Genomic DNA, 23,229 nt, shown 5'->3' with positions numbered 1-23,229 from the left:
CTTAAATCCCCCATAGTATATAAAGTACATGTTTAATTTACTAAAGACGTCTACTAACTTTAGTCAGAATCCTGTTTTATGGTGTTGCAATTATTTCGGATAACGTTTCCGCATTCACGAACCCGAGGGGCTTATGGCGCTCCAACGCCGGGTCGCCAGACTTAGCCTCGCAGGGTTGTCTGCAGCTGTAACTTCCTCGCCTTAGCTTCTACAGACCAAGGGGCCGGCAGGCGCCGCAGCGTGAATGTAATGTTATCGGATGTATCTGCCTTCTTGCAAACACTCACTCAATATATGGTATTTCTCTCAATTTATTATGTTTGCTTGTGAAATAGTTTAACTCATCTTTTGTTATTCTTCTCCTTGGATCAATTTTTGTTTGAAGGCTTCTATAGGCAAGATAGTCAAATTTAGATTGAGAAGGATTAAACAGGTAAAAGTTTTTCTGTTCATCAATAACACTTGCGCCAAATTGTTTAATATAGTTATCAAGCTGTCTTTGACGTTCAAATACATTTACATCCTCTGTCCACCCCATTACTATGAAGGCATATGACCGAATATAAACCATTCTGAATAAATCTGGTCCTCTTTCACCATTGAGAGGGAATAGATATGAAGCCGCAAATATATTAGGTGTAAATAATTCACCATTATATTCACTAGTTTTCATAACATTTCCTAATAGTAAAGTAAAGGGTTGCGGTTTATCTTGTTGCCCCATTATATATGGTAAATATCTTTCGAATTCATGATAAGGAGTTTTATAGGCCCGGGCTGCATTGTAAGAAACTTTTAAAATCCATCTCAATAACAGGTGATAATCATATTGGAACTCAACAGGTTCATTAAAAATAAATTTTCCAAAATACTTATCACAAAGTTGTTTCACATAATTATCTAGATTGGATAGAATTACATTATTACAATTCTTACATACATCTTTGACTTGATCCATTGAAAATGTATGTTTTCCTGTCCCCCCATTAAATCCGAATTTATAGTCAGGGTATTTTTTATACAAAAAATTTGGAAATACATGTTCCTTTGTTAATACTTCCTGCTGTTCTTGCTTACAAAAGCTACAAACCCTCATGTTTTCACTCATTTCTTTGCAGATATTTCCGATAACACGTTCAGGCATTCACGAACCCTCACCGACTTAAGGCCGACAGGCCGGTCGCGACTGTGCTTAGTCGGTGCAGGGTTGTCCGCTGAAATCCCTTCCCCGAAATGCCTCTTGCGGACCGAGGTCGGTAGCAGCCGACCGATGCGTTAATGCAATGTTGGTATTCTCAGTTCATACCCGACTGGTTCGGGGATGAACTTTTTCTTTATACTGGAGAAAACACCGGGCTGAAAAACGTATGCATTGTTAGGACATAGATCCTGTCGCATAAAGTGTTGTAATCCCTAGCCTTTTGTTCATACCCTGATTCAGCTGGCCTTAGTCTAGAACCCGTATCACCGTGCCAACCTGTGGAGAGCGAAAGTGCTTGCCCCGGTTATTTCAAGGAGATTATATGAATCAACCTGTTCTTAGTATCGATGTTGCTAAAGGTAAAAGTGTTGCTGCTGCTTTTCTTTCCTATAACGAATGTTTCTACAAGCCTTTTTCATTCATCCATTCAAATGATGATCTTCACCGACTCTTGCATGTCACGGATCAGGAGCCTAAAGTTTGTCCTCAAAGCCACAGGAAACTATTCAAAACCTCTACCATCTTCTTCGAAACATTTCAGGCATTGGTCCATTAACAGCAGCCATGTTAATCGCTGAAATCGGAGATATAAAAAGGTTCCCCTCCGTGAAACAACTAGCAGCTTTTGCCGGGCTTGACTCAGCTGTTCACGAATCGGGAACCTTCAAATCGAAGAAGAATCGAATATCTAAACGAGGCTCTCAGTACCTACGAACTGCTCTTTATCAGGCCACTGTCGCAGCCATCTCCAAACAAATTCATGGACCAAGAAATTCGACTCTCTTTCAATTTTATCAGCAAAAACGAAACGAAGGCAAACCGGCAAAGTCGCAATTGTTGCAACTTCTCACAAGCTTTTACGCATTATTTTTGGAATGTGGAACTCTGGTAGAGCTTTTCAAGCTGGTTAAACCCCTGAATTGGTAATTAACTTCCAGTGATATCTACTCTTCTGGGTAGGTCTATTTAGGTATCTTACTTTTAATAAACGAAGTTATTTTATTGATAGAGTTGACTTTGATTAGCTGGTTTATGAGATGGTGATGTCTTCTATGGGATACTCTCAAATATCTTACCAGAATATGGTTTTATTAATTGATCTGAAAAATATTCTTTAAAGAATTCATAGGTTGTTCTAGGGAATTTATATGACTTTAATGATTCTTCTGATTCATATACTGTCTTCTTAATTTCATTAATTGGTAACCATTCAATCCCGACCTGTCCAATATCAGCTTGTAAGCTTCTTAATTCATTATTAAGGAATTGAGTGTTGCACTCATAAATAAAATCAATAGAATGAACTTCCTTCATAATGAAAGAGTATTCATGATTGCGAGATATGTATTCCCTTACACAAATTAAATTACTACTCGATATTTCAATACCTAGTTCTTCTATACATTCACGAATTAGTGCCTGTTCTAATGTTTCGTTCGATTCTTGAGCTCCTCCAGGTAGTGCATAATAAAGACCAATATTCGGTCTCTTTTTCTTAATTAATAAAAGCTTATCATCCTGAATAATCAGTGCTCTTACTGTATTTCGAATCATCTAGAATAATCTCCCACTATACAATGTTTTATAAATACATCACTTTCTCATAACGTTCTTGCCATCTGCGAACCCCAGAGGCTTAAGGGAGTGCCAACGACCGGGTCCGACGGACTTAGCCTCACAGGGTTGTGAGCTGAAACCACTTCTCTGTTTACCGCTTCTTGCGAACCAAGGGCAGAGCCCACAGCGTAGATACGGTGTTAACTGATGTTGTGGGCATCACTGAAAATACTTACAAGATTCCTCTTTGTATTAAACAGCTCTTTCCTTTTCTCTTGTACCATCCTATAAAATCATTCGTTACATGCTCGTGCTTAATTACCCCCATATAATCTGTCCCTGGCTTTTTAGGCTTATAATCCGATTCTATTATGTAAATATTAAAATAAACTCTATTCTCTTCTTCTGTTAACTCAATTCCATCAATCATTTGTAACAATTCTTGTACTTCTATGTATTCAAATTCATTCTCTCTTTCAATAATGTAAAATGGATAATTCGTGTTCTGAAGTTCGATTATTAACTGGTGGCTTTTCAAGTCCTTTGGTATCGTACACATGTATTTTTGAACTTCTTTTTCTTCTTTGAATATTCCTGATATCCATTGATATTTCTGATTTGATGCTTTGACAATATACACATCCATCATCCTTAATACAGGTTTTGATATGCTTTTATTCTTTACAGCAATTTCAGTTAACGTTCTTGTATCTACGAACCCGAGAGGCTTAAGGGAGCGTATGCGACCGGGTCCGACGGACTTAGCCTCGCAGGGTTGTTCGCTGGTTCAACTTCTCTGCTTACCGCTTCTTGCGAACCAAGGACAAAGACCGCAGCTTAGATACGGTGTTAACTGATGTTCCTGCCTTCTCTGACTAACTTTCCAACATACTTGTTTGTTTTTGACAACCCTTATTTTTCTGCTTTTTTACGATTTAGTTAACCATCGATTTAACAATGTATTCACGTACAAAACCCAAAGGTTTTACAGTATTATCCAGCGCACTTGTAAACACGACTACAGTTTGCAAACTTGGAATGACAATAATAAATTGTCCGTTCCTTCCCATTGCAAAAAACATTCTGTTATTCAAAGAAAAATCTTTCTGATCGGGATCTAGCTTAGCTACCCACCAATGAGAAGCATAATGACCAATATATTCATAGGTTAATAAGTAAGGCTCCGTAGACTTCCTGACCCATTCTGAAGGTACGATCTGATTTCCTTTCCAGATACCTTTCTGCAAGTACAACTGACCAATTTTGGCTAAATCATACGGGAGAAGCCGAAGACCATCTGAACCATAACTAATGCCTTTGGCATCCTCGAACCACAGATAATCCTTATCTATACCTAACGGATTAAATAAATACTGTTCTGCAAAGTCGGAAGTTTTCATGCCGGTTGCTTTAGTTAAAATCGCGGAAAGCACATGAGAACACCCCGAGTTATAGTTCATTCGTGTTCCCGGATCGTTAACTAGTTCCCTATCGAATACAAACTTTACTACATCGTGGGTAAACATTGGAGGCATATAGTTCCATTCACCGAACTCCGGCCAATCCAACTCAACGCTCATCGTCAGAATGTGTTCAATAGTAATGTCTTTCTTCCGTGAGTCTGCTTGATTGTTCACTATATCAGGAAAATAATGTTCCATAGTCATATTAACCGAAGGTATAAATCCTTCCTTTATCGCAATCCCTATTAGTATGGAAATGATACTTTTGGTACATGAATTAATCCGCTGAAGGTTATCTCTAATTTTATTGCTTTTGTAATATTGATAGACTAATGCACCTTCTCTTAAAATCAGACAACTCTTCACCTTTGTTTACTTTACAGCTTTTTCTAGTTTCTCAATGTATTCCTGATCCATGTTATATTGATCTGGTGTGGAAATAGGCCATGTGTTTTTGTTTTGCATCTAAGCTAATCCTTTCATACTTTATTTGCAGCAATTTCAGTTAACGTTTTTGTATCTGCGAACCCGAGAGGCTTAAGGGAGCGTCAGCGACCGGGTCCGACGGACTTAGCCTCGCAGGGTTGTGAGTTGATTCAACTTCTCCGATTATCACTACTTGCGAACCAAGGGCAACGCCCGCAGCGTAGATACTGTGTTATCCGATGCCACCTCTTCTTCGAAAAAACTCATGTTATTATTTATTATTTCTTTGTTTCTGAATAGATTCTATAATCTTGTATTGACTCATCAAAATCAAAAATTTCTTTAGTTGGATAATCGTTTCCTACAATTGAAATGAATCTTTCTAGCTCCATCAATTCTATATAATATAGTTTTCTATTGCGCATTCGATCTGAACAAAAGAAATAACCATCAATCACGCCTGTTTCATCAGTTGAGATCAGAAAAATATAGCTGTGAATGATTTGATTATATAATTTATCCGCGCTCAACTTCTCAATTTTGGGATTATCTAAATCAAATAATTCATCAATTTTATGCCAGTTCAATTTTGTAACATTTTTTAGGTTTTTATATGATTTTACTTCTAATTGAATTCCTTTTGTACTTGAAGAAAGCTTGCTTGCTTCCTCTAGTTTCCGAACAGAATACAGGGCTAACATTATATCTTTCTCAAATTCTACCGCTGTTTCATCAGAGAAAATTACTTTTCGATACTTATTATTGATCTTCTCTGAAAGTGCCAATAGATCATCTTTCCAGTAGGATGACTCCCATATCATACTTTTAATCTCCTTGGTTTTTAAATAAGGTGGTTTCGGATAACGTTCCCGCATCTACGAGACGACCGGGCCTTAGATAGCTCTTATCTTAGGCCGGGTCGTGTGTCGTCTGAACAGGCTTCTGCGCTTAACTCCTGACAACCAAGGGGCGAATGCCCCGTAGCGTAGATGTATTGTTATATGATGGGGATGCCATCTTTGAGTCACTTTCAATCTTCATGTATAAATCTTTTCAATTTATTTTCGATCTTCCTTTATTTATTCCATGCTTTGATTCATCTTTTCTAATATGATAGTATATATTTAATAAAGACCAAGTGCGCTAACACTTGGTCAGTACAATTGGCTTGGATGGTTATCCCTTCTAGGTCATAAAAGGATTAAAACCCACCTTCGGCTTCCAATCTTAGGGTGGGTTTTACTTTTTCTTGTAGTTATTATTGATGTATGTTAAAAGAGCAAGAATGAACGTTCCAAAAAGGAACATAATCGTTAATGCATCTTTCACTTCCATGGCTTCACCTCCTTTCGAAGGAAAACCATGCCCACCCAAGATTCAATTGTAGTTATATTTTACCTTTATTTACACATACATCGTGAACACAACAACGTTATATGAAAGGGATGCTGATAATAAAACTTTTAAATAAAAAACAAGAGCAATATGAACAATCTATAAGAACGCTTGGAGCGCATGCGACTGGTCGCGATGCGGTTAGGTGGTGCGGATATGTCCGATGAATTTGCATCCTGCTGCTGAAATGCCTCTTCGAAACTTCATCTAACTTCTCTCGGACCGAGGGACGAATGCTCCGACGCGTGAACATGGTGTTATGCGATGATAGTGCCTTCCTGTATTACATTCACACTGTGTTGTAGTTCTTATGATCTTTGATTAATTCTTTAAAGAAATATATTGGTTCCTTGTAATCTATTGGCTTATGAATTAATCTATTCAACCACTTCAATCGTTCAATATTATCATTAAAATCATCTTCGGTAAAAAACGTTACTTCCTTCATCGTTCCTAGTACGCTTCTATTATTTGTCTTTAAAATAACTATTTCCGAGCCATATTCTAAATATGTATTGATCAAATTTTCTTTAACTCCCTCTCGGAGTAAGTACTCCCGAAGAGTCAAAATGAATTTCTCTTTCAATCGTTTTAATTGCCCTGTTCTTATTCCATCAACAATTACAGTTAATCTAGTCAAATCATTCACAAAGACGATGTGTTTTCGTTTGTTTAAGTTATAGATATTTACATGCCAACTTAAAAGCGGAGGCACAATAATCTCTTCAAGTGAAGTTGTTTTCATATCTTTCAGTAAATCTTTAGTCAGTCTTAGAGTAATCAATTTTGTTTTTTCCTTTCTCGCACTGGTTTCGCATAACGTTGTTGTGTTCCTGACGTCCATTCCCATTAGATAACTCTTATCTTAGGGGAATCGATGAGTCTGCCTGACTCTGCTTTCTGAGATTCCTCTGGTAGACCGAGCGGCGGATGCCGCGAAGCAGGAACACGGTCTTATATGATGCCGATGCCTTCTTAGAATAACTTACAAGATTACTGCTTATTTAATTCTTCATATTCTCTTTTCAATATGCTCATATAGATCGTATCTGAATATCGTCCATTAACAAAATTCTTCTCTCTTAATCTTCCTTCTTCTTTGAATCCACACTTTAAATAACATCTATAAGCTCTTTCATTAAAATCATGTACTTCCAGCTGTAATCGATTTAAATTTAATCTATTAAACACAAAATCCTGTAGTATTTTTATTGCTTCAGTGCCATATCCATTGCCAAGGTACTCTTTAATTCCAATCACTATTCCAAGTTCAGTTGATCTATTCTTCCAATCAATTCTAAATAAATCAATTTGTCCAATGTACTCCTCAGTATCTTTGTGTGCAATTACAAATCCTTTCTGCTCTGTATTCCCTTCAAGTATTGAATTTAAATATTGTTCTGTTCCATTTACTGTATGCGGAAATAAGAATATATCTGATAGATTATCAACGATTTCCGGATCATTACACCATTGTCTCATAAACTTTAAATCTTCCTTGCAATACTCTCTTAAAATTATTCGATCACCAATAAGTCGTGGCATTGAGACACATCCTTTAAGTCTTTATTATCATTGCATCGGTTTCATATAACGTTCTTGTATTCACGACGTCCCACCGACTTAAGGCAGCGAAGCTGCCGGCTGCGCTTGCGCAGTTAGTCGGTGCGGATGTGTCCGCTGAATCCACTTCTCCAAAATGCCTCGCGCGGACCGAGGGCTGAATGGCCCGAAGTGTGAATATGGTGTTAGCTGATGCCGGTGTCTTCTTCGAACAACATTCAATGATCCTTAGGTATTTCAATCCAGTATCTCTGTATTTCAATTCCATTGACAACTTCTTCGGAATCTAGAGTCCCTCCATTATTTGTTATGGTTTTTACGGATCCGATGTTGTCCTTATCACATGTAATTAGGGCTTTATATATTCCTAATTCTTTGGCCTTTATTAACGCTTGTCTTAATATTTCTGTTGCATTTCCTTTCCTACGTTCACTTGGTCGTATCCCATATCCAATATGGCCACCTCTAAAAAGGAGGGCATTATTAAGTTTGTGTCTTATATTTACAACACCTATGATTTTCTTGTTTCTATCCACTAGCCAGAAAGTAGAACTGTTTACTTTCGTACTATCTTCTCTTGGGACGTCTCTTAGATTATTCAATTCTTGTATCAGCAAATCAAAATCACCACAGTCAAATTTTAGGACAAACGGAACCATCATCTCTCCGGATTCTTCCCCACTCTCTAATCATTTCTATGTATTCATCTTTGTAATTAATTGACGGTTCTACGAGAATAGATTCTGTCATTTTTGTTTCCCTTCTTTCTTATGCTCTACATCGGTTTCAGCTAACGTCTTATCTACGAACTTCGTGAATACTTCCATACTACGCGTATTCCCGTACTTCGTAAACACTCCATTCATCAGGATATTTACGAACTCCCCCTCCGTAATACCCCGCTTTCAATAATCTAACGTACTCTTAATCCGCCTAGCATCTTTCACAGATACATGAGTATATCGCTCTGTAGTTCGGCTGTTTTGATGTCCGAGTAACACTTGTATATCTGAGAGCCGTACCGCCTTCCTGTAAATGCGTGGCAAAAGAATGTCTGAGTACATGAATGCTCACCTTTTTCGCTACATTGGACCGGTTTAGCGCTTGTTCGAACACCTTCTGCACAGATCGTGACTTCCTAGCGACTGGCCCGGGAAAAGCCATTTCTTCGGTTTATACAACTCCATATATTGTTGAAGCAGTTGATACGCTGTATCGGATAAGATCGTATATCGATCTTTCCGTCCCTTGCCTTGGCGCACTTTAACAACACGCCTTGCGACATCAATATCTGATGGTATTAAGCGTACAACTTCACCCACACGTAATCCGGAGGAATAGGTTAAGTATAGGATGGCTCTGTGCTTCATATTGGGTACCTGGGATAGAATCAGTCTTACTTCCTCTAATGACAATACGTCTGGCAGCTTATTCTCTTTTTTGGGTCTACTGTATCTTAGAGTGAAATAGCCCCACCTGCGCACCTTTCGTTCCTCACCGTATCGCCGGATGTGTCCCAAGTAAGCTTTGATTGTCTTGGAGCTATATCCCCGCAGCGTTAATTGTTCTTTCAATTTTCTCTCTTGCTCGGGATTAAACAAATTAACTTCAATCAAATCCAGCTCACGCATATCTACCTCACTACTCTGCCTTGTCTTAATCCACTCACAAAAAAACTCCCCTTCCTGCTTCAAAAGTGAACTTACATGTAACTTCACTTCAGAGAAGTGTCGGATCAGTTGTTCCACCGCCGCCTGCGTATATGTAATGGATCATTTCCATCCTCCTACCTTCTTCGGTTTATCGTACATGCCATCAAATCAAGCAAAGTTTACAATCCGGCTATCCCCAACCACTACATCCCTCTAATATAAAAAAGAGACCCGCAAGTCACTTTTGTGACCTGCAGGTCTCCGTTCTCCGAAGCCTTTTATTCATATTTCTTTGACTATAACCTTTTAATTCTTTATCTCTAGAAGACATTTATCTTTAGATAATTATCTTATCAATCTCTATCTATTTACCTATTATCTATAAATAATTCCTACCGCTCTTCTCTAACCTTTTCCCCTTAAGAACACTTGCTGTAACCGCAGTTGCTGCATGTTTTGCAGCCTTCGATGTTAATCAGCGAAGCACCACCGCAGGACGGGCACAGGTCACGGGAAGTAGCAACATGGCTACCATGACCGCTTTGGCCGTGGCCACCCAACTGCTCGGCAGGAGCCATCGTAGCGGCTACCGGAGCCGGATCATGTTCATGATCATCGTGGATTCCGCTTGCCACATGGGTTTCCAACGCTTTAGCAACTGCATCCGCAATAGATTCCACACGGTTCGCGCCGAAGCCGATGGCGCCTGATCCGCCAATGCCTTTGAGATGCTTGATCAGCAGCTCCACCTTGTTGCCATGGTCACCGTAACGCAGGAACAGGGAGCACACGCGACCCAATGCTTCAGCCATAGCGAACACATCCGAACCGGCTTTACCCACGTTCAGGAAGATTTCTCCCGGTGTACCGTTCAAATCATTGATCGTGATGTACGCCATACCGAACGGCGTATTGATCTTGTAAGTCGCACCGCGCAGTATTTGCGGACGACTCTTGTACTGCTTATCCAAACCACTCTTGCTGGAAACAGTAGGTGCTGCACTTACCGCAGTGCTCGCGGACTCATTCACCTGTACAACACTTTCTGGTGCAATAGCAGGAGCTTCTGCTTTCTCTTCCTTCTTCTCCGTCTGCAATACTTGAACATCACGGCTGCCGTCACGATAGATCGTTACACCTTTACAGCCCAGATCGAAGGCCAGCTCATACAGACGTTCCGTCTCTTCCACGGTGAAATCAGCCGGGCAGTTCGCTGTCTTCGAAATCGAGCTGTCCACCCAGCGCTGAATAACAGCTTGTGCACGGATATGATCCTCAGCGGACAGATCCATCGCCGTTACGAAATAATCCGGCAGATTCTCGCCTGGATGGCTGTCGAGCCAATCCTGTGCAATCGGTACGAACTGCTCATCGAAGCCAAGACGGCTTTGACGGAAGTATTTAAAGGCGAAGTACGGTTCGATACCGGTAGATGTGCCAACCATTGTACCTGTGCTGCCTGTTGGCGCTTGAGTGATCACCGTTACGTTACGCGCGCCTTTTGAGCGCACCGCTTCTTCTACCTCTGGGAACGTTTCGGACATATTTTTCATAAATCCGCTTTGCAGGTAAAGCTCTGCATCAAACGCTTTGAAGGAACCCTTCTCTTCAGCGATATCCGCAGATGCCAGGTATGCTTCACGAGCGATAAACCCGTACAACTTATCCAGGAATTCCAGCGATTCCGGACTTCCGTAACGGATATTCAGCTTGATCATAAGCTCTGCAAGACCCATCGTACCCAGTCCTACACGGCGTTCTTTTTTCTGATTGGCTTCATTTTCCGGGAAATGATACGGAGTGGTATCAATAACATTATCAAGGAAACGAACAGAATAACGAGTCGTTGTCGCCAGATCGTCCCAAGCCACATCATGATTTTCTTCATCATAAAACTTGGACAGATTCATCGCAGACAGATTGCACACACCCCAACCTGGAAGCCCCTGCTCACCACATGGGTTCGTGCAGATGATCGGGTTGAAATACCAGCTGTTGGACATCTGATTGTAGTATTCCATGAACACTACGCCAGGCTCAGCCGATTTCCACGCTGATTCAATGATCGTATGCCAGATATCACGTGCCTTCACCGTTTTGTAAGTGATGACTTTACGACCTGCTTTTTTCCACTTGTCCAAATCGCCATCCCAGATTTCATCATAATCCGGATCAGAAGTATCCGGGAATACGAGATCCCAATCCAGATCTTCTTTAACGGCCTTCATGAAATCATTGCTCACGCATACCGACAAGTTGGCATTGGTCACCTGACCCATCGTCTGCTTCACAGTGATGAAATCCATCACATCCGGATGCCAGTCGTTCATCATCAGCATGAGCGCGCCACGTCTGCTGCCTCCCTGCTCAATGAGTCCGGTTGTATAACTGAACAATCCGCCCCAGGATACAGCGCCGCTAGAAGATCCATTAACACCTTTAACAATCGAACGACGAGGACGGAGGGATGACAGGTTAATACCTACACCGCCACCGCGGGCCATAATTTCTGTCATCTCAGACAGAGTTTCCATGATGCCGCCACGGCTGTCCTTCGGCGAAGGAATAACATAGCAGTTGAACAGTGTCAGTTCGTCGCTTGCTCCCGCTCCTGCTGCAATACGTCCACCTGGAACCAGTTTCCAGTCATCAAGAATATGACGGAATTTAGCCTTCCACTCTTCCTGCAGTTCTGGCGTTGCTTCTGCCGATGCCATTGCAGCTGCCAAGCGGTCCCACATTTCCTCAGGTGTCTTCTCAATCGTCAGCGTCAGCTTTTCTACATCGGTCTCCACCAGCTCACCCTTGCGGGTCTTCACTGTGGCTATCCGGCCATCACGCTTCACAATCTCTCCAACTTCCTTGGTCGGGAACTTAGGATCATCTTTGGTAAGAACCAGAACCACATCGCCCACCTTGGCGTTATGGGAATTTGCATCTTTCCACGCATACCGGTCCAAAAAGATCTTCTCACTTAAACCTTCTAGCCGCTGATTTTGCATCGTACTCAAGAACAACTACCTCCTATATAAACTATAAATTCTATAAATCTGCGTTTAAGCCGCTATAAGTCCGGTCTATTACAACTTAACCCTATATGTATACCGGTTAAACGAGAAAACATAAGGTTTCACACCACATATTGTGGGCGAGATTCATTATACTACACTACATATGGTAAAACTATGCCTAAGATGTGAAATTTAAGGCTTGTACACCTTTCTGGAGGGCCCAGCCTTCCTTTTTCTTATTTTCTCTCCTTTTTTCGCCCATCTGTCTATGAAAAGAACTTGAAAAATCGCCAAATGTAGCATCCGTGCGACCTCCCGGGTTTTTGGGGACAAGGTAAATATTCGGAAGGTTATGAAGTCTTCTTTTTTCGTCCATACTACACATACACCGTTCGTCTGGAATCGACATCTAGGAGGAGATTTTGTGAACTACCAACCACCCGGCAGCCCGGGTTCTTTAAATGATCCGCGCCTCCCTGTCCCACTCCATGTGGACCGCTCCTGGCTTGAAGATTTAGAGAACCGTCTCGACAAAGGCGGGCCATGGGGAGATTGGACCCTGTCGCGGCTGGCTGTGCAAGGAGAGCAATCCCGTCTTGTTACAAGCTTCGAAGAACTGCAGTGCCTGAAGCATATCGGCAGCCTTTCCCCGCTTCCGCATCAGACGGATACGGCGCGGCGCGTGCTATTCGAAATGTCCGGCAGAGCGATTTTAGCCGATGAGGTTGGCCTGGGAAAAACGATTGAAGCTGGTCTTATTTTAAAAGAATATATCGTACGCGGGCTAGTCTCCAAAGTGCTGATTCTAGTGCCCGCTTCACTTGTGTTGCAATGGGTTCGTGAACTCAATTCCAAATTCGGCATTTCGGCAATCGCGCAAAAAAAAGCCTACTCCTGGGGCAACGATATCGTTGTTGCATCCATGGATACGGCCAAGCGCGATCCGCATCAGGAAATCCTATTAAATGAAGAGTATGACATGCTCATCATCGATGAAGCGCACAAACTGAAAAACAAGAAAACATCCAACTATCAATTCATACAGAAGCTGCGGAAAAAATACTGCCTTCTCCTTACCGCAACTCCCGTGCAGAACGATCTCAGCGAGCTGTTCAATCTCATCACGCTGCTGAAGCCGGGACAGTTGGGACGACAAGGCGATTTCTCGGCCAACTTCGTTGTAGATAAACGCATGCCGAAGAACCAGGACCAGCTTAAGGACGAGCTGTCCAAGGTCATGATCCGCAACCGCCGGGGCGAAGGGCCCGTGAAATTCACCAAACGGACCGTACGCAATGTCGGTCTCGAGCTTTCACCCGAAGAACAGTCATTATACGACGGGGTCACATCTTTCGTCAAAGATCAGTATCAGGCATCCGGGGGAAATTTAAGCAGTATGCTCTCACTGGTCACCCTTCAACGTGAAGTATGCAGCAGCCGGGATGCGGTCTTCGTCACGCTCGTCAACTTATCCAAGAAAATGCCCGAGGACTCCCCACTGCGCGATAAAGTATGGGAGCTTGTCCACCTGATCAAAGCGATCAAGGCCAACACCAAAGCCGAAAAAGCCATTGAGCTGATCAAGCAAATGAACGAGAAAGTGATCGTTTTTACCGAATACCGGGCTACTCAGGAATATCTGCTCAACTATTTCCGGGATCACGGTCTCGTGTCCGTTCCATACCGTGGTGGAATGAACCGTGGCAAGAAGGACTGGATGATGGACCTGTTCCGCGGAAAAGCACAAGTCATGATTGCGACCGAGGCTGGAGGAGAAGGCATCAACCTGCAGTTCTGTCACCATATGATCAACTTCGATCTGCCTTGGAACCCCATGCGGGTCGAGCAGCGGATCGGACGGGTTCACCGTCTCGGCCAGACCAACGATGTACGGATCTTTAACTTGTCCACCGCCGGCACGATCGAGGAACATATTCTGAACCTCCTCCACGAGAAGATCAATATGTTCGAGATGGTCATTGGCGGTCTTGACGTTATTCTGGAACGGTTCGAGAAGAAAGAATCCATTGAAAAGAGTCTGTACAAAATCATGCTTGAATCCGGCAGCGATGACGAAATCCGAAACCGGGTCGGTTCCCTTGGCGACTCGCTTCATCACATTAAGCGGGATCTGGAACAAGAGTCATCCGCAGAAACCTTAAGAGAGGAAGAAGCCTAACATGACCATGACGCCGCAGGAGGTGCAGCAGCATTTCATGGCCTATCTGGAAGCCACCGAATGCACCGTCATTGAAAAATCACCCGAGCACGTTACTGTCAAACTGTCCCCCCAAGCGGACAAAATGCTGACCAACCGCCCTTATTATTGGGGCTTCGTGGAGCGAACCGGAGCACCGGCCGAGACACTGTCGTTCAGCTTTGTGTTTGACCCACCCAAATATGACGAGCGTTTAGCCAAACAAGCTGAATCCATACCAATTTCACAGCCAGGGGGAGGACAAGATCCCCTCCTCTCCCGCTATTATGGCAGCGCTCCGGTTCTCCCGGTCATCGGCCCTGGACGGGTTCAGCGGGAAGATATTATCTATGGCAGCCGCAGACTCTCTCAAATCTGGGACGCCTCCCGTGAGGAAGGTAAATGTGTATACCTGTTCGAGCAGCCCGGTGGAGAACAGCGTCCTAGAACACGCTCTGCTCCATACGAGCAGTGGCTCGCTATCTGTTTTAAGGTTGAGTTCAGCTGCGACTTGAAACGGGAAGAGCTTCATTTTCTCGGCATCTCCCTTTCCCGCAAGACAATTATGGATAACTTTCCTGCACAGCTGGAAGACCGGAACATGACTCCCCGTCTTCCCGAGAATGTCCACGTTCGTCCTGCAGTTTTAACACTGCCTCAAGCCGCTGCAATGCTGGAGGACTATCTAATCAGCAAACTTGGCAAGTTGGATTACACCTGGGCGGAGCAAGCTCAAATCCGGCTACAAGAGGAACTCGCTATCGTGGACAGTTATTACGAGGACTTGCTGAATGAACCCGACGAAGAGAAAAAGACGGCAATTCAAGAGCAGTATCAAAGCCGCCGTTCTGAAATGGAATGGCAGTACTCGCCTAAAGTGAGCTTGTCCGCCATAACTTGCGGGCTGTTCCACCTGTGTTCGTCTAGTAACGGGACCTCTTGACCCGCATCAACAAAACAAGGCAAAAAAAGACCCGTTATTCAAGCCCTGACCGCGACATCTTGTAACAGCCTTTTCAGGGCTTGTCCATTAAAATAAATCTAACTTACAAATTTCATATTTGTTGTTTCTTGGAAAGGCGGTTGCCTATGATAGACTTTTCATCCACATTAAGTATTAAAATAATTCGTGCCACTTTGTCAGCCATTCTGCTTGCAACAACTGCGCTTTCTTATCTTCCATCAAATACAGCATTTGCAGCTTCAGAGCCAACCGACACTACGTCATCTAGTACTACATCATCCACCACAGTGTTACCCAGCACAGCGCCATCAGGTACAGCGTCGCCTAATTCAACATCATCTACATCAACAGCTTCCGTGTCACAGTCCGGATCATCCGAAATATCCCTCAAGCAAACGGCTTCCGCATCAGAGACCATGGTTCCAAGCCGGCTTGAGACATTCGCGGAACAGACGATTGGCGACCTGGCGGACCATTTGCCTTTCAAAAGCTGGCAGGATGCCAGCCTGGATTATACACCGCTTGGACCGGGTACACACAGCTGGCTTGTAACCATTGAAGATGGGGCTAAGCCTCTTGGTTACTTGATCATTACTTCAGACGATCTCGGAGGTTATATCCTAAGTGAGTACGGTATCGGATCCGACCTGCCATATAGTCTCGCTCCATTGGAAAATACACTCGCAGCCGCAGGCATCTTAAAGGGGAAACCGCAAAACGGTAAAGTTCCGCTTAGCTCCCTCCCTCAGGGAAGCCAGGTAGAGGCGTTGTACAGTTCTATTTCTCCCTACTGGAAAGTAACACTCAAAGGGAAGACATCGGTCTATGTTCATGCTGTGACATACGATATTGTCCCTTCCCCACCAAACGCAAAGACTCCGTTTATGTCAGGGAAGAAAAACGTTAAAGCTATGGCCTTAAATTCTTCTGGTACTTGGACAGTCGCCTCCGTCATAACCACCCAAGGTGAACAGGACCCTTACCAAAACCTGATGTGGCTTAGCAAACCGACACTGCCCATTAAAAACGGAAATGATCTGATACATCTGCTCCCAGCAGGAAGCCGAAAATCACTCGTTTTTACGGCGGACAAACAGAACGAAGCCTTCGGCGCCCCATTCAATCTTACGGGATGGCAGCGCTGGTTTCATAATGACAAACTTGAATCCGAAGCGATTTATGTAACCGTACCGCAGCGGAAAACCGACCTGATCCGTTTTGTACCCGCTGATAATCTGATCGGTCCGGGTAAGTTCCATGAGGAATCGAATTCATCAGAATAACAGCCTCCATCCATCATCTCCATTTAGATCACCAAGAACTTATTAAAACATCATCCGACAGGGAGCTGTCCCAGGCGCCCGAGGATTCATCCTTAGGCGGCTTCTCGCTGTTCTTCTTGTTCCATTACTTGAAGCAGCTCGCTCACCTTTTCTTGCAGCCTTGCCTTGTGTTCACCACCGTGTAGGAATGATTCGTTCGCGCAGCGTCTCACAACAGACAATGGGGATGCCCAAGGTCAATTGACCTTTTGGAACATCCCCACTTTTACTGCTTCCGGTTCCTATAATGGTACGCAGCGCTAATTTACTTGGCCCTGCGTTTTTTGCTCTTTTTGGACACCAGATCATCCTTCCACAACGAGACGGAGAACGGGATCATACCAAACCAGCGGACAGTCCACGGTTCCTTTCCCCGCCTTCTTTTCCTGTCTTCCTTCGGTGTATCGATATATGTCACTACACGTTCCGTTATATATTTAATGAGGTCATTACTGTTTGCCATATTAACCCTCCTCAAACGCCAAACTTATCGTATTCCTTATCAGGATGCACCGAATTTCAACATTCTAGACCTCAGCATGTTTTCCCGTTTTTTGCACAAAATATAGCCAATGGTTTATGACTTGAAGACCCACATTATGACGAAAGAGGGCGCATCATGATCAAACGAATATCACTGGCTGTTCTGATGACTTTATCCCTTGCTCTCTGCCTTCCATCCTTTCAGGTATATGCGGACAACCATATGGCTGCTAGGACTCCATCTCCGTCCGATTCGAAGGCTAACAGCATACAGCAGCATAATCCTGCTCTCCAATCCGAAGACCACCTTCATCACGAATTGGGAAACAGGGAAACGCAACAGCACCACCCTTTTCCTCATGATGTCATTCTGATTGATGTCGGACACGGTGGAATTGACGGGGGCACATCCTATGGCGATATTTTGGAAAAAGACATCAATCTGCAGATCTCACGTCGGTTGTTTATGTTATTGCGCAGTGAAGGATATCATGCGGTATTAAACCGGGATGCAGATTATGCACTTAGTGATGATAATCGCTGGCATGCCAGCAGATCCCGTCATCGGAAGGATTTGGCCCAGCGCAAACAACTGAGCAGTGAGATTCCTACAAAAATGGTTGTAAGCATCCACGTGAATTGGGGCAAAAACAAATCCAAAACGGGTGGTATCGTTCTCCATCAAGCAGAGGGGCGAAGTTCCATTCTGGCAGAATCCATACAACGTGAGTTGAACATTCTGTATAAGAACAACCGCCATACTTCAGTTGGCAAACCCTTTTATTTGCTAAACCGGATCGAAGTTCCCGCCGTCATTGTGGAGACCGGCTTTATCAGTAATGCTCATGACCGGGAAAAGCTATGCAGCCGAAACGGCCAGATGGGAATTGCCGAAGCGATTGCAGATGGTATCGCCAATTATCTAACGGCCCTTTAACCAAGGGCCGTTTTGCATTTTTCGCTTATTTCAACTAACTCATTTTTATTTATGCATTAATATCACCTAAAAAGGCGTTTCCACTCATCATATAGAGTGAAACGCCTCTTTTTAGTAGGAAGGCAATGGGTTCGGCTTCCAACTGGATTTGTCCTGTACGAGTTCTTGAATTCCAACGAACTGCACCTGTCTTTGCAACTCGGGGATTGAACCCTTCAATGCGGCAGCTGTCCGTTCACCAAATACTCCTACATGACCAATTGTAATGCATGACTTATTCTGTACCGCCTGCTCTGCGGCTGACTTAAGCTGTTTGGTAACATGTTTGACTGTATGCACATCATCCAGGAAAATCTCATTCCCTATATTCGGCATGCCTTTCTCGGTAGCGAGCTTACTGGTGACAGAATGATAATTGGTCTTGCTATCTATAAAGAACAACCCCCGTTCCTTGCAAACATCGAGCACGATGGACATAATCCGTTCGTCACCTGTAATTTTGGAACCCATATGATTATTCATACCCACAGCAAACGGAAGATGATCAATGGCTTCTTCCATCTGCTTTCGAATCTCTTCGTCCGTCATCTTACTCGTTATAGCTCCGGGCCCGAGCCATTTAGCTCTCCCCTGCTTCGCTTCCATCGGCATATGGATAATTACGTCATGACCAAGCTTATATGCCCGTTCCGCATCACTTTTGCTTGTCGGCAGAAAAGGCATTACAGCAACCGTAATTTTTATCGGCAAGCTCAATATTTCATCGGTACCTTTTTGCCCGTTGCCAAAATCATCAATAATAATGGCTAGCTTGTTATCCGGCGTAGAATCCTTCTTTTCTTGTTCTGACCGTGGTGAATCCTTCTCCTCTTTTTCTGCTGCTTCGGACCGAGCCGAATCCTTTTTCAAGCTACTTCCCGTGTCAGACTTTATATCACCTGCTGAAGTATCAAGCCGCCAAACCTCATGATCCAGACTCTGTACATCATGCGAAGCAGCCTCTACCACCTCAACGGACAGAGCTCCCACCAGCAAAACTGTCAACAAGGCGGACCATACTGCCGTTACATACTTCGACCCCATGTTACGCATGAAATTCTCCTTTCACTGTAGAAACCTGTTCTATAGTGTTTGAGAAAGAAGCAGCAAATATGTAAGAAGAAACAACACGCACAAAAAAGACGTCTCCGCAAGGAAACGTCTTCTTAAGGATGCGGTCGAGAGGACTCGAACCTCCACGGGGGTTAGCCCACACGGACCTGAACCGTGCGCGTCTGCCAATTCCGCCACGACCGCATGTATCTTGCCACTTCGATGAGATATCATCGCGGCGACAAGATATATCATACCATGCTAACTAACTGGAGTCAACATTTTTTTGGATCTTGATTAAACAATCGAAAACGGGTTAAAATAAGAACGTAAGTTCGTATTAATTAACGATTTTCTATATAAAGGCGGTGAGCATCAATGGCAATCACAGGAATTACACCAGAAGAAAGATCCTTGATCAAAAGCTACCTGCTCCTTATGTTCATACACAAAGTTTTCGAAAGAGATTGCCGGATTATTCAGGAAAGCGGCGTATTCAAAACGCCTCAGTTGTACGTTGAAGTGGTGGAAAATGGTGCAAAGCGTGCTGCAATTCTGCTAAGGGAGGTTAAACAGGAGTTTGCCTCCCGGACTATCAAAGTATTTGATATACACCGAGGTCACAATGGAATCGAAGCACGTTACGCCTGTCGCGGTTATGTCGGAAGCATGGAAATCTTGTGGCCGTCCTTCCGTGAAGAAATGATGACCCGAATGCGCGTTTATCTTGGTCTATCTCCTTCGAACACCAGACCTCCCCAAGTCGCAGCAGCTGGCCAGTAAGACCATTGCAAAGTCAAATCAATTCACTCTATTTCCCGGCCCGATCCTTCTCGTCACCACGTAAAAAAACCGTCTCCTTTCCAGCACTCAGCCAGTCAAGCGAGACGGTTCATTTACTCATCAGCAGAAATCTAAATTCTACTGAAGGTTGGGCTGCACACGCATTAATCCCTGAGCCAATGCATGTCCTGCGCCTGCTGCTGACGCAACAGCCACAGCTTCCATAATCTGCGTGTCGGTAGCGCCCTTTGAGCGCGCTTCTTCCATATGATAGAACGTGCATAATTCGTTGTTTGCGAACAACCCGATACCAAGCGCAATGAGTTGTTTCGTCATTTCGTCAAGCTCGCCGTCTTGGAAACAGGCCCCTGTAAAATGATGATAAGACTCAGCCACTTTCGGCATGGCTTCTTTGAGATGAAGGATCTCATTTTTGTATGAGCTGATTTTATCATTGGATAAATCCATCGCGCAAAACACCTCACTGGTTCATCTGATTTCCTGATTAAGGTGTCCCTATTGATGAGGATCTATGCTTCTAAGCCAGTGGGCTTGTCCGCGGTTCTCCAAAAAGTTGAAAGCTATAGTTGCGGTCCAGCTTCACCACACGGCGGTTTCGGCGGCGGATAAGCACATGTTGCGAATCCCATGCAACCACGATGCCTACAACATCATTGCTTTCTAGATCGTCCCGTACAACCCGGACTCTCTCACCCGATAATCGCAGTGCATCCAACTGTTCGTCACTTATCATAGTCCTTATCTCCTTCTATTCGGCAGTATAATACCCATAATAATGATCCTGTGTCGATATATACGACAAGAATCGGTGTCTGCGGGAAATATATCATATTTCAAAAAGAGACCTAAATGGAATCATTTAGGTCTCTTGAGTGTGATATGGTTTAACATCCCGGCTGAGATGCTCCCTGTAAGTCCACTAACGCTGTGCCGGCTCGATGCTATCGTTTTTTTCAAACCAGAAATCAAGCACCGTCGACGACATCACCCGTTTCTCAACATACTCCACCTGCTGTGATGTAAACTGTTCTCTCCATTCGTAGGAGAGCTCCTCACACAGACCAGCGATCGTAAGCAACTCAGACCAAGCAACATAACGCTTATACCAGAAAAACTGAGGATGTTCAATCATATAGGGATAAAGATCATCAAACTCCGTATGTTTACAATCCAAAGCACGTTCAAAATGTACCTTTGCACCATTCAACTTCTCAATCAAAAACGGCTCGGTTACCGGTTCTTTCCCCATTGTGTTGCCTCCTCTCTCTTTCCTACCCTTTTATTATATGACAAAAAAGCGGGTCCGAAAAGAAGTTGTAAAAATTTTAGGCTCGGTTCAATGAAATAGAGAATATGCCAACTCTTGAACAGCTAGTCCCCAAAATTGATCTTCCCATCTTCAAGCGAAGTGATGCGGACAAGCGGTTCGACCTCAACACCCTGTTCGCGAAGCGTTCTTGCTCCTGCCTGGAAGCTCTTCTCAATAACAACACCGAGACCTACCAACTCGGCACCCGCACGTTCGATAATTTTGATCAACCCTCGGGCTGCATCTCCGTTTGCAATGATATCATCAATAAACAGCACTTTATCGGACTCTCCGATATATTGGCGGGACATCATGATATCCGTAACGATCCCTTTCGTAAAGGAAGGCACACGCTCACACAATGCATCCGGATCGGCCAGCAGTGTTTTTTTTCGCCGGGCAAACACCATCGGGACCCCAAGCTCATGGGCCACCGCAAAGGCGACAGAAATACCGGAAGATTCGAGTGTGACAACCCTCGTCACACCTTTGTCCTTAAAACGGGCCGCAAATTCCTTGCCCATCTCCATTATTAATGCAGGATCTACCTGATGTGTCAGTATAGCATCGAGCTTAACAACCTGATCCGATACAACCACGGCTTCCTCTATAATCCGCTGTTTCAACCAATCCATTCTATGACCTCCCACGACAATCCTTTGTCGTAAAAGTACCATATCCGAACTAGTCCGGCAAGTCTTATAGTTACGGTCTAAGGACAAGTGGCAGTCATGTCCGGAGCTGTCCAGGCATACCTTGTACTATGCAGTATGAAGCGCAACCACACCCGACAAGGAGGCTGCTACGTGAAAAATCGGATACGCGTCTTCCAGATAGCTTTTACATATATCGGTACGATCGTTGGCGCAGGTTTTGCTACAGGACGTGAGATATTACAGTTTTTTACCCAATATGGACATTGGGCAACCATCACTATATTGCTCTCAACGGTGCTTTTTATTTGGCTGGGAACCAAAATGATGACCCTCTCTAGAAAGATCGGCGCTAAGTCCTACGAGGATTTAAACAAGCATTTATTCGGTGAACGATTAGGCGGGTCCATCAGTCTGATCATGCTCGTTATCTTGATGGGGGTAAACTCCATTATGCTGGCCGGCGCTGGCACCGTCTTTATGGAAAACCTCAATCTTCATTACCAGACAGGATTGATTCTGACCATGGTCGGAACCTTTTTTATCCTTCGTAAAGGGATTCAATCCATTATGATTATGAACAGCCTTGTCGTTCCCATGATGCTGATCCTGTCCGTGTTGATCATTTCCCAAACCATGAACACACCTGGTGCCACTCGGTTTCTTACGCTGACCACAGAGCACAGCCTGCCTTCAGTCTGGCTTGCTCCTCTGCTATACACGGCCTTCAACCTGGTGATGGCTATGCCGGTTCTTGTACCTCTTGGAAGTCAAACAGGCAGCGCCAGGACTGTAAGATGGGGGGGTATCATCGGCGGGGCGGGGGTCGGCTTTATGATTATGTCTGCCCATTTCGCCATGTCGGCTCAAATGCCCGGTATTACCCAGTTTGAAATTCCGATGGGGAGTATCGCTAGCCAATTAGGCTGGTTTGTACAGACCGTCTATATCATTCTCATTTTCCTAGAAATATTCAGTACGTTTGTGGCCGATGTCTACGGAATATCATTGCAGTTGCAGCAAAGAACTTCACTTTCTCCACAGACCATCACCATAGGCATTATGCTGATCTGTTATTTCTTCAGCCAATTCGGATTCAGCTCTCTCTTGTCTGTGCTCTATCCTCTGTTCGGGTTGGTCTGTCTCTTCTGGATACTTCGTTTATCTATATTCGGCATTTCACCTTCCCGAAGGTAAGAC

28 protein-coding genes and 1 tRNA gene are annotated in these 23,229 nt (G+C 43.9%); 7 read left to right on the top strand and 22 right to left on the bottom strand.

Going from position 1 to position 23,229, the window contains the following annotated elements:
- Positions 1 to 283: 283 nt before the first annotated feature.
- Positions 284 to 1,144, bottom strand: coding sequence for a hypothetical protein (locus tag B9N86_RS07910; RefSeq protein WP_208918527.1), 861 nt, complete (start codon positions 1,142 to 1,144; stop codon positions 284 to 286).
- 537 nt (positions 1,145 to 1,681) lie between these two features.
- On the opposite strand from B9N86_RS07910, the gene B9N86_RS07905 reads away from it, so the two are divergent.
- A complete protein-coding gene (locus tag B9N86_RS07905) occupies positions 1,682 to 2,128 on the top strand; it encodes an IS110 family transposase (protein ID WP_244563004.1) in 447 nt (148 codons plus the stop codon).
- A 123-nt stretch (positions 2,129 to 2,251) separates the two neighbouring features.
- On the opposite strand, the gene B9N86_RS07900 is transcribed toward B9N86_RS07905, so the two are convergent.
- From B9N86_RS07900 to B9N86_RS29960, 12 genes are all read right to left on the bottom strand, one after another.
- Positions 2,252 to 2,755: an NUDIX domain-containing protein gene (locus B9N86_RS07900; RefSeq protein ID WP_208918526.1), complete on the bottom strand. Its 504-nt coding sequence runs from the start codon at positions 2,753 to 2,755 to the stop codon at positions 2,252 to 2,254.
- A gap of 235 nt (positions 2,756 to 2,990) precedes the next feature.
- A complete protein-coding gene (locus B9N86_RS07895) occupies positions 2,991 to 3,407 on the bottom strand; it encodes a hypothetical protein (RefSeq protein WP_210190652.1) in 417 nt (138 codons plus the stop codon).
- Between the two features lie 286 nt (positions 3,408 to 3,693).
- Positions 3,694 to 4,587: a serine hydrolase domain-containing protein gene (locus B9N86_RS07890; RefSeq protein ID WP_208918524.1), complete on the bottom strand. Its 894-nt coding sequence runs from the start codon at positions 4,585 to 4,587 to the stop codon at positions 3,694 to 3,696.
- Positions 4,588 to 4,925: 338 nt separating this feature from the next.
- Positions 4,926 to 5,468, bottom strand: a complete 543-nt coding sequence (locus B9N86_RS07885) for a hypothetical protein (protein WP_208918523.1) — start codon at positions 5,466 to 5,468, stop codon at positions 4,926 to 4,928.
- Between the two features lie 418 nt (positions 5,469 to 5,886).
- Positions 5,887 to 5,982, bottom strand: a complete 96-nt coding sequence (gene comI, locus B9N86_RS30180) for a competence inhibitor ComI (RefSeq protein WP_244563003.1) — start codon at positions 5,980 to 5,982, stop codon at positions 5,887 to 5,889.
- Positions 5,983 to 6,331: 349 nt separating this feature from the next.
- A complete protein-coding gene (locus B9N86_RS07880; RefSeq protein WP_244563002.1) occupies positions 6,332 to 6,892 on the bottom strand; it encodes a DUF6933 domain-containing protein in 561 nt (186 codons plus the stop codon).
- A gap of 143 nt (positions 6,893 to 7,035) precedes the next feature.
- A complete protein-coding gene (locus B9N86_RS07875) occupies positions 7,036 to 7,587 on the bottom strand; it encodes a GNAT family N-acetyltransferase (protein ID WP_208918522.1) in 552 nt (183 codons plus the stop codon).
- Between the two features lie 236 nt (positions 7,588 to 7,823).
- Entirely contained in the window at positions 7,824 to 8,267 is a 444-nt protein-coding gene (locus tag B9N86_RS07870; RefSeq protein ID WP_244563001.1) for a GNAT family N-acetyltransferase, read from the bottom strand.
- 271 nt (positions 8,268 to 8,538) lie between these two features.
- A complete protein-coding gene (locus tag B9N86_RS29970; protein WP_244563000.1) occupies positions 8,539 to 8,769 on the bottom strand; it encodes a tyrosine-type recombinase/integrase in 231 nt (76 codons plus the stop codon).
- Complete coding sequence (locus B9N86_RS29965; RefSeq protein WP_210190651.1) at positions 8,703 to 9,323, bottom strand: tyrosine-type recombinase/integrase; 621 nt, start codon at positions 9,321 to 9,323, stop codon at positions 8,703 to 8,705. The genes B9N86_RS29970 and B9N86_RS29965 overlap by 67 nt, the downstream gene beginning before the upstream one ends.
- A 353-nt stretch (positions 9,324 to 9,676) precedes the next feature.
- Positions 9,677 to 12,259 carry an adenosylcobalamin-dependent ribonucleoside-diphosphate reductase gene (locus B9N86_RS07860; RefSeq protein WP_425298605.1) on the bottom strand — a complete coding sequence of 861 codons (2,583 nt, stop codon included), beginning with the start codon at positions 12,257 to 12,259 and terminating at the stop codon, positions 9,677 to 9,679.
- A gap of 187 nt (positions 12,260 to 12,446) precedes the next feature.
- The gene (locus B9N86_RS29960) at positions 12,447 to 12,644 is read right to left on the bottom strand and encodes a hypothetical protein (RefSeq protein ID WP_210190650.1); all 198 of its coding nucleotides are present in this window, start codon (positions 12,642 to 12,644) and stop codon (positions 12,447 to 12,449) included.
- On the opposite strand from B9N86_RS29960, the gene B9N86_RS07855 reads away from it, so the two are divergent.
- Positions 12,621 to 14,447 carry a DEAD/DEAH box helicase gene (locus tag B9N86_RS07855; RefSeq protein WP_425298576.1) on the top strand — a complete coding sequence of 609 codons (1,827 nt, stop codon included), beginning with the start codon at positions 12,621 to 12,623 and terminating at the stop codon, positions 14,445 to 14,447. The genes B9N86_RS29960 and B9N86_RS07855 overlap by 24 nt on opposite strands.
- 1 nt (position 14,448) lies before the next feature.
- Positions 14,449 to 15,408, top strand: a complete 960-nt coding sequence (locus B9N86_RS07850) for a YqhG family protein (protein WP_208918519.1) — start codon at positions 14,449 to 14,451, stop codon at positions 15,406 to 15,408.
- 229 nt (positions 15,409 to 15,637) lie between these two features.
- Here B9N86_RS07850 and B9N86_RS07845 read toward each other — a convergent pair whose 3' ends face one another.
- Complete coding sequence (locus B9N86_RS07845; RefSeq protein ID WP_208918518.1) at positions 15,638 to 15,820, bottom strand: hypothetical protein; 183 nt, start codon at positions 15,818 to 15,820, stop codon at positions 15,638 to 15,640.
- Between the two features lie 25 nt (positions 15,821 to 15,845).
- Here B9N86_RS07845 and B9N86_RS07840 point away from each other — a divergent pair, with 25 nt between their 5' ends.
- A complete protein-coding gene (locus tag B9N86_RS07840; RefSeq protein ID WP_208918517.1) occupies positions 15,846 to 16,712 on the top strand; it encodes a hypothetical protein in 867 nt (288 codons plus the stop codon).
- Between the two features lie 92 nt (positions 16,713 to 16,804).
- Here the strand turns inward: B9N86_RS07840 and B9N86_RS30595 are convergent, their stop codons facing one another.
- Together B9N86_RS30595 and B9N86_RS07835 are read right to left on the bottom strand one after the other, a co-directional pair.
- Positions 16,805 to 16,933, bottom strand: a complete 129-nt coding sequence (locus B9N86_RS30595) for a hypothetical protein (protein WP_280174977.1) — start codon at positions 16,931 to 16,933, stop codon at positions 16,805 to 16,807.
- A gap of 83 nt (positions 16,934 to 17,016) precedes the next feature.
- Positions 17,017 to 17,214: a YqzE family protein gene (locus tag B9N86_RS07835; RefSeq protein WP_208918516.1), complete on the bottom strand. Its 198-nt coding sequence runs from the start codon at positions 17,212 to 17,214 to the stop codon at positions 17,017 to 17,019.
- 153 nt (positions 17,215 to 17,367) lie between these two features.
- Between B9N86_RS07835 and B9N86_RS07830 the strand changes: the two genes are divergently transcribed.
- Complete coding sequence (locus B9N86_RS07830; protein ID WP_425298604.1) at positions 17,368 to 18,171, top strand: N-acetylmuramoyl-L-alanine amidase; 804 nt, start codon at positions 17,368 to 17,370, stop codon at positions 18,169 to 18,171.
- 111 nt (positions 18,172 to 18,282) lie between these two features.
- Here B9N86_RS07830 and B9N86_RS07825 read toward each other — a convergent pair whose 3' ends face one another.
- Entirely contained in the window at positions 18,283 to 19,263 is a 981-nt protein-coding gene (locus B9N86_RS07825) for a divergent polysaccharide deacetylase family protein (protein WP_244562998.1), read from the bottom strand.
- A 120-nt stretch (positions 19,264 to 19,383) separates the two neighbouring features.
- Positions 19,384 to 19,467 (bottom strand) — tRNA-Leu (locus B9N86_RS07820).
- 174 nt (positions 19,468 to 19,641) lie between these two features.
- On the opposite strand from B9N86_RS07820, the gene B9N86_RS07815 reads away from it, so the two are divergent.
- Positions 19,642 to 20,046: a YhjD family protein gene (locus tag B9N86_RS07815; protein ID WP_208918515.1), complete on the top strand. Its 405-nt coding sequence runs from the start codon at positions 19,642 to 19,644 to the stop codon at positions 20,044 to 20,046.
- 138 nt (positions 20,047 to 20,184) lie between these two features.
- Here B9N86_RS07815 and B9N86_RS07810 read toward each other — a convergent pair whose 3' ends face one another.
- From B9N86_RS07810 to B9N86_RS07795, 4 genes are all read right to left on the bottom strand, one after another.
- Entirely contained in the window at positions 20,185 to 20,514 is a 330-nt protein-coding gene (locus B9N86_RS07810; RefSeq protein ID WP_208918514.1) for a carboxymuconolactone decarboxylase family protein, read from the bottom strand.
- Between the two features lie 70 nt (positions 20,515 to 20,584).
- Positions 20,585 to 20,800 (bottom strand): hypothetical protein, encoded by a 216-nt coding sequence (locus B9N86_RS07805; RefSeq protein WP_208918513.1) that lies wholly within the window; start codon positions 20,798 to 20,800, stop codon positions 20,585 to 20,587.
- A gap of 186 nt (positions 20,801 to 20,986) precedes the next feature.
- Positions 20,987 to 21,316: a hypothetical protein gene (locus B9N86_RS07800; RefSeq protein ID WP_208918512.1), complete on the bottom strand. Its 330-nt coding sequence runs from the start codon at positions 21,314 to 21,316 to the stop codon at positions 20,987 to 20,989.
- 122 nt (positions 21,317 to 21,438) lie between these two features.
- On the bottom strand, positions 21,439 to 22,011 hold the full coding sequence (locus tag B9N86_RS07795) for a xanthine phosphoribosyltransferase (RefSeq protein WP_208918511.1): 573 nt from the start codon (positions 22,009 to 22,011) through the stop codon (positions 21,439 to 21,441).
- A gap of 171 nt (positions 22,012 to 22,182) precedes the next feature.
- Between B9N86_RS07795 and B9N86_RS07790 the strand changes: the two genes are divergently transcribed.
- On the top strand, positions 22,183 to 23,226 hold the full coding sequence (locus B9N86_RS07790; protein WP_208918510.1) for a YkvI family membrane protein: 1,044 nt from the start codon (positions 22,183 to 22,185) through the stop codon (positions 23,224 to 23,226).
- Positions 23,227 to 23,229 lie beyond the last annotated feature (3 nt).

The sequence above is a fragment of the Paenibacillus uliginis N3/975 genome (assembly GCF_900177425.1).
GTDB lineage: Bacteria > Bacillota > Bacilli > Paenibacillales > Paenibacillaceae > Paenibacillus_AQ > Paenibacillus_AQ uliginis.
Note: the sequence above shows the minus strand (reverse complement) of the source record. Positions and strands in the feature narration are given on the sequence as shown.